Origin of the sequence: Aestuariivirga sp., assembly GCF_037139295.1 — a bacterium.
Classification (GTDB): Bacteria; Pseudomonadota; Alphaproteobacteria; order Rhizobiales; family Aestuariivirgaceae; genus Aestuariivirga.
This window is the reverse complement of the sequence record NZ_JBAXGR010000108.1, coordinates 1-9,654: the sequence shown is the minus strand read 5'-3', so window position 1 is coordinate 9,654 and position 9,654 is coordinate 1. Positions and strand designations below refer to the sequence as shown.

The following is a 9,654-nucleotide window of genomic DNA, read 5'->3' as shown; positions in this document are numbered from 1 at the left end:
AGGCTGCCGCCGATCTTCGCGCCATACTTCCTGCAGCGCATCTGGACTGGCTGGAATTGGACCTGGAAGTCCGAGAAGGCGAAATGGGACAAGCCACCGTTCATGCCGGATGGGGTCAGGCATGCGTCTTCGGCTGATCCTAACACGTGGTGCACCTACGAGGAGGCCATGGTGGCCTACGAGGCTGGCCGCATCGATGGGATCGGCATTTGCCTGCGCGGCCTGATGAATGGCGAAATCTTCGTCGATCTGGATGACTGCCGCGATCCAGCCTCCGGCGAGATCAGTGTATGGGCGAAGGCCATCATCGATGAGGCCAATTCCTACACCGAGATCACCGTCTCGGGTGAAGGCCTTCGGGTCATTGGCAGGGGTGCCACAGGACCGATCGGCAAGAGGTTCGGAAAGAGGCCTGATGGGAGCAGCCTCGAGTTTTATGCCGCGGGTGATGGTCGCTACATGACCGTGAGCGGGAACCAGCAGCCTGGTCCCTGGTCCGTGTTTGGCGACATCTCCCAACTGGCGAAGCTGCTGATCGAGAATGGTGGTGAGCTTGAGGCACCGGCGCAAGGCAGCCAGACCAGTTCCTCCAATGGGCACGCCAATGGGGGCTCTCACTCGGCCAACGCCGGGCAATCCACCGGCAGCTCCTTCTTCCGGAACGCGAACGATGCGGCCCTGGCCAATATCGAGAAGTGGGTCAAAAAGCTGTTCGCTACCGCCCGCTACCAGCCCGGCACCAAGGCGTGGCGGGTCAGTTCCAAGGACCTGAGCCGCAACCTCGAGGAGGACATCTCGATCCATCCCTCTGGCATTCAGGACTTTGGTGAGGAGAAGGCCGCCACGGCCATCGACCTGGTCATGAAGTTTGGGGGTGCACCTGACGTGACCAAGGCTGCCATGTGGCTCTGTGAGGCGATGGGCCTCGACCCCGCCACCCTTGGGTGGTCGAGCCACAGCCAGCGTGAGAGTACCATGTTCGGGACCAAGGCTTCGCGTGGGCAGGGTGGTGAGCAGGGTGCGGGTGAGGCAGGCTCCTCGAGCGGGCAGGCGAAGGCTGACCCGACGCATCCCATGCTCAGGTTCAGGGAGCATAATGAGAACGTCACGCTGCCTCGGATGATCGTGCCAGGCTTCATTGCCGCAGGCATCTGCGTCATTGCGGGCTACCAGGGTATCGGCAAGACGAGCGCCGTGCTGCCTCTGGCTGCCCTCGTCGCACACATCCACACACGCCTCAATGACCCGCTCCAGCCGCGGCATTGGCGGAACGTCATTTACATCACCGAGGATCGTGATCAGGTGGACCGTATCCTGGTCGCCATCGCCAATGGCGACAGCTACGCGACCCAACGCAACAAGGAACGTTTCAAGCTCGTTGATGCCTACGGGATGACGCCCGATCAGTTTGTCGAAGTGGGGAGCAGCTACGTGTCGATGTTCACCCGAGTGGTGGATGGGGTCTCGATCCCGCCCCTGGTGGTCATCGACACGAAGTCTGCGGCCTTTGCTATCGAGGACGAGAACAGTAACGCCGAAGCTTCGGCCATCATGCGGGCTCTGAAGACCGGCTTCACAGGCCTCCCGACGTGGGTTATCGGCCACATTGCCAAAGCTAACATGACCCGCAGCAATGCCTCCGAGATGTCGCTGCGCGGTGCCTCTGCCTTCGAGGCTGACGCCAACCAGGTGGTGTTTCTCGTTATGCAGAAGGGGGGCGGGAACGAGCAGCGGTATCTGGTGCGGGGCAAGACCCGCTTCGAGGCCAGGTGGAAGGAGATCGCCATCACCACCGAAACCTTCGAGAAGGAGGTCGTGGATGAGTTCGGAGACCCCGGCATTCTCATCCTTCGCCGGGCAGCCTTCGAGCCCCTGTCCTCGGGCGAGCGGCAGAGGCGGTCGGATGAGGTGAAGACCGACATCCGGGACGCCGACGCGGAGAAACGGGAGCAGGCCATCCTCAAGGCCGTGAGGGAGGCTCGAGAGGCAGGAGCAGGCATTGGCAAGGAGAGGATCGCCACGATCGTTGGCGGCAAGAAGGCGTCCGTCGTCGCAGCCATCCGGGACTTGGCGGAGATCCGCTGGTCACCAACATCTGCTTCGACGGCGACGAAAGCCATGCCTTTGTCACCTTGTCCGGAACGGGCAGGCTCGTCCAAGTGAACTGGAAATCGTGACAATGTAGATAGTTTAATTTGGCTTCAGTGCTGCGCCGAGGCCCGTCTGACGGCGAGCGCCGAAAGTCACCACTCCCGTGATCAGAATTCGGGCGGGCGCTTGCCCTGGAAGGCCGCAAGTCCAGTTCGCAATTCGGCACCGGCGGAGGCAAGACCACCGGCAAGCGCTTCAAGTGGGCGCCGGGTCTCCTCCCCCTCGGCAGCATTGATCAGCATTTTCGTTGTCTGCGTTGCCAGAGGCCCGCGCCTGGCAAGTCGTTGTGCCATGGCGATGGCCGCGGCCAGCCCTTGGCCCTTGGGGGCGACCGCATCCACAAGACCCAGACGGAGGCCGTCCTCGGCGGTAAACACCTCGCCCAGCAGCGCCATGCGGCGCACCAGCTGGGATCCGAAACGGCAGACTGTGCGCTGCGTGCCTGACCATCCGGGGATGATGCCAAGCCCCGTCTCGGGCGATCCAAGCTTCACGTGTTCTTCTGCAACCCGAAAATCTGCGGTGGCAGCAAGTTCCAGGCCGCCGCCAAGCGTGTGGCCGTTCAATGCGGCAACGAGCGGCTGCCGCAAGCGCGCCAGTGCATCGAAGGCACGGTGCCCATGACGGACCCAGGCAAGCCCGAAGTCGGACGGGCTGAGCGCAGACCAGGCTTCAATGTCGCCGCCTGCGCAGAAGGATCTTTCGCCCTCACCGGTCATGATGACAACGCGCATGTCACGCGCAGCTTCGATCAGATGGGCGGCGCGCTCGAGCGCCAACACCATCTCATAATCGAGAGAATTGAGTTTTTCCGGCCTTGCGATGAGGATCGTGGCGAGATGCCCGTCGAAGCTGAGCCTGATACGGTGGTCACCGGTGTCAACCATTGAGAGCAAGCCCCATCATCTCGGGCTGGAAGAGCCGCCTGTCCATTTCCTTCAGAGTCGGAGACAGGATGAGCGGGAACTCTGACTGATCGAGGATATTCGCCTGAAGGTCCACGCCAGGAGCAATCTCGGTCAGCACGACGCCCTCGGGCGCGAGCTTCATCACGCAGCGCTCGGTCACATAGGTCACGTCCTGGCCCTGTGCAACGCCGCGCCGGCCCGAGAACGAGACCTGCTCCACGTCCTTCACCAGCTTTCTCACCTTGCCTTCCTTCTCGATCTTCAGCTTGCCGTTGCTGATCTCCATCCTGGCGCCAGCGTTGTAGAAGCCGGAATAAACGATCTTTCGTGCCCGCGAGGTGATGTCCACGAAGCCACCCGCGCCCGCCGTCACATGAGGTCGGACGCCGAGCTTGGACACATTCACCGAGCCATGCGAGTCGATCTGCAGGAAGGACAGCAGCGCACAGTCAAATCCCGCCGCCTGGAAATAGGTGAACTGATAGGCAGAGGGCACGAAGGCCTCGGCGTTCGACGCGCAGCCAAACTGGAACTCCAGCAGCGGCACACCACCAACCGCACCCTGCTCGATCACCCAGGTCGCCTGGCCATGGAGCCCCTCCTCGATGAAGATGCGTGGCACATTGGCGGACACGCCAAAGCCGAGATTGACGGCCCAGCCCTTGGTCAACTCCTGCGCCACGCGGCGGGCGATTGCCTTGCCGGTGCCAAACTCCATCAACGAGAAACTCGATATCGGCTTGAACACCTCGCCCGAAATGGCGGGATCATAGGGCGTCTGGGTCGTCTGCCATTGGTCCGGTGCTTCCACGATATAATCGATCAGGATGCCCGGCACGCGCACCTGGTGCGGCTTCAGCGTCTCGTTCTCCACGATCGAGCGCACTTGGGCGATGACGATGCCGCCGTTATTGTGGGCGGCGAGTGCCAGTTCCATGGCGCCGAGATAGGCGCCCTCCTGCTCGAAGCTCATATTGCCCCGCTCGTCGCAAGCGCTGGCGCGGATGATCGCCACACCTGGCACGATGGCTGGAAAGTAGAGCCACTCTTCGCCATCGAACTGTATCTTGCGGACAATTGGGCTGGCGGCAGCCCTGGCATTCATCGCGCAGCCTTCGCGGTCAGGATCGACGAAGGTATCGAGCCCCACCTTGGTGATGACGCCCGGACGCTTTGCGGCGGCCTCGCGCATCATGTCGAACATGATGCCGGATGGCACGTTGTAGGCTGGCATCTCGTCAGCACCGAGCATCTGCCAGATCATGGGCGGCTCCGACGTCGAGGGACCGGAGGGATAGGATCCGCCAATGATGCGACCGATGAGGCCTCGCTTGGCAATATGCTCGACACCGCGGATGCCGAACATGTCTCCCGCGGCAATGGGGTGGATCATGGTCAGGTCACGCGGGCTACCGTGCAGGTCGAACCTTTCGCCAAGTGCCTTCAGCACAGCATCGGGGCAATTGAGGCCCGACGACGAATTGACCGCCACCACGGCATTGTCGGGGATCGCCTTCACGGCATCGGCGGCTGACACGATCTTCGGCATTGTTCACCTGTTAGCGCGGATCATGTCCGCGGCCTTTTCTGCAATTGCAATGGTTGGGGCATTGGTGTTGGACGACACCACCTCGGGCATGATGGAACTGTCACAAATCCTGAGGTGATCAATCCCATGGACGCGCAGGGAATTGTCCACGACAGCCATGTCGTCCCGGCCCATGCGGCAAGCGCCCACGGGATGATAGGATGAACGCGCGTGCGCTCGCGCACAGGCCTCGTAGTCGGCCCGGGACTTCACCAATGGTCCGGGGAAATGCTCCGCCGAGACGAATTTCCGCATGGCGCCCGTATGCCCAACCTCCTGCGTCACCTTGATTCCATCGATGTGGCGATCAAGATCATAGGGTTCGGCAAAGGAATTGGGGTCGATGAGCGGCTCATCGGCGGGGTTGGAAGACCTGAGCCGCACGGATCCCCGGGAGCGGGGTCGCACTTGATAGGAATTGCAGGTTGCGCCATTGCCGCCGGGCACAGTGCCAACCCCTTCCTCAACACCGGCGCCTGCGAGAAAATGGAACTGCAGGTCCGGCGTTTTCTCGGAACGGTCGCTCCACCAGAAGGCGCCGGCCTCGACGATGTTGGACGCCACCGGACCCGACCGGAACATAGCATACTGCATCCCGGCCCAGATTTTCCAATGCGCCTTCTTGTATTTGTCGTAGGAGTGAGGGCCATTGAGAACCCAGGTGACATCCGTCGAGAAGTGATCGTGGAAGTTCTCGCCGACGCCGGGCAGGTCATGCACCACGGGGACCCCGACGTCCGTCAGGTGGGGAGCGGGGCCAATGCCGGACAGCAAGAGCAGCTTCGGCGAGCCGACCGCACCTGCCGTTACGATCACTTCGCTGGAAGCCTCAATTCGCTCGGCGAGGCCGCCCGCCACAACCTCGACCCCCTTGGCCCGGCCATTCTCCACAATGATCCGGTTGACAGTTACGCCGGTGCGCACCGTGAGATTGGGTCTAGACATCACTGGCTTGAGATATCCCACGGCGGCACTGCATCGGCGGCCATCGCGGATAGTCGTCTGATAGAGGCCTGCCCCCTCCTGGCGCCCTGAATTGAAGTCGCCATTGAAGGGCATGCCGAGTTCCATGCAGCCCTGCACATAGGCGAGAGACACGCGATTGGGGCTCTGAAGATCGGAAACGGCCAGCGGGCCGTCAATGCCGTGTTCCAGCCCTCCGAGCCGCGAATTGCCTTCGGATTTCAGGAAATAGCGCTTGAGATCACTCCAGCCCCAGCCGTCGCAGCCGTGGGTGCTTGCCCAGCCGTCATAATCCTCAGGGCAGCCGCGCGTGTAGATTTCCGCGTTGATCGAACTGCCTCCGCCCAGCACGCGGGCCTGCGGATAGACGGTTCTGCGGTCGTTCGCATGCCGAAGGGGCGCTGACTGATAGCCCCAGATCAGCGGGCCCGACGTCATCTTGAAGAAGCCGACGGGCATGTGGATATAGCGATCGGTATCGCGCGGCCCCGCCTCGATAAGCAGTACGCTTGCAGACTCGACCTCCGAGAGGCGCGCAGCCAGAACGCAGCTAGCGGAACCCCCTCCCACGATCACGTAATCAAACATCGGCGCCGCAAAGCCTCTTGTTCCGCCCAATGGCTCAGTTTATAAATAACCAGTTGGTTATTTCAAGAGCGGACATCTTGTCTGTGGCGCATGCACGCAAATCCCGCGATCCGATCGCAACCCGGGCGCGGATCCTGGCGGCGGCGAAGGTCGAATTCGCTCGCAAGGGCTTGGGAGGTGCAAGGGTGGATGACATTGCCGCCCGCGCCAAGGTCAACAAGCGCATGCTGTACCACTATTTCGGAAACAAGGAGGACTTGTTTCGGATCACACTGGAGGACGCCTATGCGGGCATCCGCCTGGCGGAAGCCAGGCTCGAGATCGAGAAGGATGATCCCGTCACGGCTCTAACTCGCCTCATTCGATTCACCTGGCAATACTACCTCGACAATCCGGAATTCATCACACTGGTCAACAGCGAGAACCTGCACAAGGCCCGCCACATCAAGGCCTCCGAACGGATGCGCGAGATGAGCAGGCCTTTCGTCGGTCGCATGCGTTCCCTCCTCGAGCGTGGCGTCAGGGCAAGGCTGTTCCGCCCTGATCTCGATGCGGTGCAGGTCAACATCACCATTGCCGCAATCGGGTACTACTATCTCACCAACCGCTTCACCGGGTCGATCGTGTTCGAACGTGATTTGATGAGCAAAAGAGCGCTGGACGAGCGGCTCGACTTCAACACCAAGACGATCCTGCGCGTGATCTGCACGCCGCGAGCGCTTGCGAAGATGGAGGCAGCGACATGACACAACGAGCACTTGTTACCGGTGGACGGCGCGGCATTGGGAAGGCAATAGCACTGGCCTTGGCGGAAAATGGCTTCGACGTGGCAGTAGCAGACGTCGTGGACTCCGGCGAACTGTCCGGAGTGGCCGCCGAGATCAGGTCGCGCGGGCGCAGGTCAGTAGCCGTCATCGCCGATATCGGCGAGATCGGGTCACATGGCCGACTACTGGATGAAGCAGAGGCGGCAATAGGCCCGCTGACGACACTGGTCAATAATGCCGGTGTCTCGGTGCTGAGCCGCGGTGACCTTCTGGAGGTGACGCCGGAAAGCTATGACCGCTGCCTTGCCATCAACACGCGGGGCACCTTCTTCCTCACCCAGGCTTTCGCGAGAAGGCTTTCTGGCAGCCACTCGACCGTTCATCGCAGCATCGTCTCCGTGACCTCGACCAATGCCATCGCCCCGTCGATCGCACGTGGCGAATACTGTATCTCCAAGGCTGCCGCCTCGATGATCACCAAGTTGTTCGCGGCACGCCTGTCTGATGACGGAATTGGGGTTTACGAAATCCAGCCCGGCTTCATCGAGACAGATATGACAGCACCCTCCAAGGCGAAATACGATGTACTGATCGACGCCGGCCTGACCGTTATCAAGCGCTTCGGCGCACCGGCGGAAGTTGGGCGCATTGCCGCTACTCTGGCGGCGGGTCTTCTGCCCTACACATCGGGCCAGGTCATTCATGCCGATGGCGGACTTCTGAGCGTGAGGTACTGAGCGATGAGGATCAGATTTCCCGACAGCAGTTACACCCTGCTCGCCGATCCCCTCAAGGTCCGCAAGCCCAGGGCGCCTTTCAACCGGACGGCCTTTGCCGCCGCTCATGTGGTGGCCGATGCACGAGCGGGTACCGACCCGTCGGGGCCACCGGCCATCGACTGGGACCGAACCCTCGCCTATCGCCGCCATCTCCTTGATCTCGGTTTCGGTGTCGCAGAGGCCATGGATACCTCGCAGCGCGGCTCGGGCCTCGACTGGAGCAGCGCATTGGATCTGATCGGGCGTTCGCTCTCCGAAGCCGGAAGCCGGCGGGACATGATTTTCTCGGGCGCTGGCACGGACCAACTCGAACCCGCGTGGGCAAGAAACCTCGACGACGTGGTGCGGGCCTATCTTGAGCAGTTCAATTCCATTCAGAAGCTCGGCGGGCGAATCATCATGATGGCCAGCCGGGCGCTGGTGCGGGTCGCAAAATCTCCAGACGATTATGTAAAGGTCTATTCCCGCGTCCTGCAGGAGGCCGACCGTCCGGTCGTCCTGCATTGGCTCGGCGACATGTTCGACCCGGCACTCAAGGGCTATTGGGGAAGCACCGAGTTCCAACCCGCGCTCGACACCTGCCTCGCCACGATCAACGGGAACGTAGCAAAGATCGATGGCATCAAGATTTCGCTTCTCGACGACGGCAAGGAGATCCGCATGCGGCGGCGCCTGCCGAAATCAGTGAAAATGTATACCGGCGACGACTTCAGTTATCCCGCACTGATCGCCGGCGACGCGCATGGCTACTCGCATGCCCTTCTGGGCATCTTCGATGCAATAGCGCCCGTCGCTTCGGCGGCACTCTCCGCCCTCGCCAAGGGCGATCTGAAGAAGTATGACAGGCTATTGACTCCCACCGTGCCGCTTTCGCGACTGATTTTCCGGGCGCCGACGCAGTATTACAAGACGGGCATTGTCTTCCTCGCCTGGCTGAATGGTCACCAGGATCATTTCGTCATGGTCAACGGCGCACAGGCGATGCGGCCGCTTCCCTACTTCATCGAAGTTTTCAAGCTCGCTGATCAGGCGCGTCTGCTCATTCACCCCGACCTGGCGGTGCAGCGCATGAAGAGGCTCCTTGGCCTCTATGGTGCCTGATGCGCGACCTTGCCTCAGGCCTCCGATTTTGCGCCATCAACACGGCCACACTCGGCTTCAAAGAGCCAGTCGAAGTAGTGATCGATGCGGTGGCAAGAGCGGGCTTCGGCGCGATCGCACCCTGGCGGCGGGAGATCGAAGGACACGACGTCAAGACAATCGCGCGGCGGATTCGGGAGGCTGGTCTGGCGGTGACGGGCTACTGCCGCAGCACCTATATTCCCGCCACGGACCGCGCCGGCTTCGCAGCGAATATCGAGTCCAACCGTCGCGCCATTGACGACGCGGCGGTGTTGGGCGCCCGAAGTTTCGTGCTAGTCGTCGGCGGACTACCGACCGGATCGAAGGACATCTCAGCGGCCCGTGCCCAGGTGGTGGAGGGCACTGCCCTGCTGCTCGAGTATGGCCAGAGCCGCGGCATTCGCATCGCACTCGAACCCTTGCATCCCGTCTATACGGCGGATCGCTCCTGTGTGTCACTCCTTTCGGAGGCGCTGGACATCTGCGACAGGATCGAGGGCTGTACCGAAGTCCCTTGGCTCGGCATCTGCCTCGATGCCTATCACGTCTGGTGGGACCCCAACCTGAAGCACGATATTGCGCGAGCATCCAAACGTATCTTTGGATTCCACGTCTGCGACTGGCTGGTGCCGACGCAAGATGTGCTGAACGATCGGGGCATGATGGGGGACGGCATCATCGACCTGCGTGAAATTCGCAGTCTCGTCGAGGAGGCGGGCTACGACGGTTTCGTAGAGGCTGAGATCTTCTCGACGCTTGACTGGTGGAAACGGCCCATGGGTGAAACG

General features: G+C 61.6%; 8 protein-coding genes. 5 read left to right on the top strand and 3 right to left on the bottom strand.

Going from position 1 to position 9,654, the window contains the following annotated elements:
• A partial coding sequence (locus tag WCJ41_RS18065; protein WP_336907233.1) for an AAA family ATPase occupies positions 1-2,163 on the top strand: 2,163 nt, incomplete at its 5' end.
• A 95-nt stretch (positions 2,164-2,258) separates the two neighbouring features.
• Here WCJ41_RS18065 and WCJ41_RS18060 read toward each other — a convergent pair.
• Genes WCJ41_RS18060 through WCJ41_RS18050 form a run of 3 tightly spaced genes read right to left on the bottom strand, consistent with a single transcriptional unit; the run spans position 2,259 to position 6,198 of the window.
• Complete coding sequence (locus WCJ41_RS18060) at positions 2,259-3,038, bottom strand: enoyl-CoA hydratase/isomerase family protein (protein WP_336907232.1); 780 nt, start codon at positions 3,036-3,038, stop codon at positions 2,259-2,261.
• Entirely contained in the window at positions 3,031-4,608 is a 1,578-nt protein-coding gene (locus WCJ41_RS18055) for an acyl CoA:acetate/3-ketoacid CoA transferase (protein WP_336907231.1), read from the bottom strand. The genes WCJ41_RS18060 and WCJ41_RS18055 overlap by 8 nt, the downstream gene beginning before the upstream one ends.
• A gap of 3 nt (positions 4,609-4,611) precedes the next feature.
• Positions 4,612-6,198 carry a GMC family oxidoreductase N-terminal domain-containing protein gene (locus WCJ41_RS18050; protein WP_336907230.1) on the bottom strand — a complete coding sequence of 529 codons (1,587 nt, stop codon included), beginning with the start codon at positions 6,196-6,198 and terminating at the stop codon, positions 4,612-4,614.
• An 83-nt stretch (positions 6,199-6,281) separates the two neighbouring features.
• Between WCJ41_RS18050 and WCJ41_RS18045 the strand changes: the two genes are divergently transcribed.
• From WCJ41_RS18045 to WCJ41_RS18030, 4 genes are all read left to right on the top strand, one after another.
• Positions 6,282-6,944: a TetR/AcrR family transcriptional regulator gene (locus tag WCJ41_RS18045; RefSeq protein WP_336907229.1), complete on the top strand. Its 663-nt coding sequence runs from the start codon at positions 6,282-6,284 to the stop codon at positions 6,942-6,944.
• Complete coding sequence (locus tag WCJ41_RS18040) at positions 6,941-7,702, top strand: 3-ketoacyl-ACP reductase (protein WP_336907228.1); 762 nt, start codon at positions 6,941-6,943, stop codon at positions 7,700-7,702. The genes WCJ41_RS18045 and WCJ41_RS18040 overlap by 4 nt, the downstream gene beginning before the upstream one ends.
• Positions 7,703-7,705: 3 nt before the next feature.
• Entirely contained in the window at positions 7,706-8,845 is a 1,140-nt protein-coding gene (locus WCJ41_RS18035; protein WP_336907227.1) for a dihydrodipicolinate synthase family protein, read from the top strand.
• Positions 8,845-9,654 (top strand): sugar phosphate isomerase/epimerase family protein (locus WCJ41_RS18030; protein WP_336907226.1); only part of this gene is annotated, 810 nt, incomplete at its 3' end. The genes WCJ41_RS18035 and WCJ41_RS18030, both read left to right, overlap by 1 nt.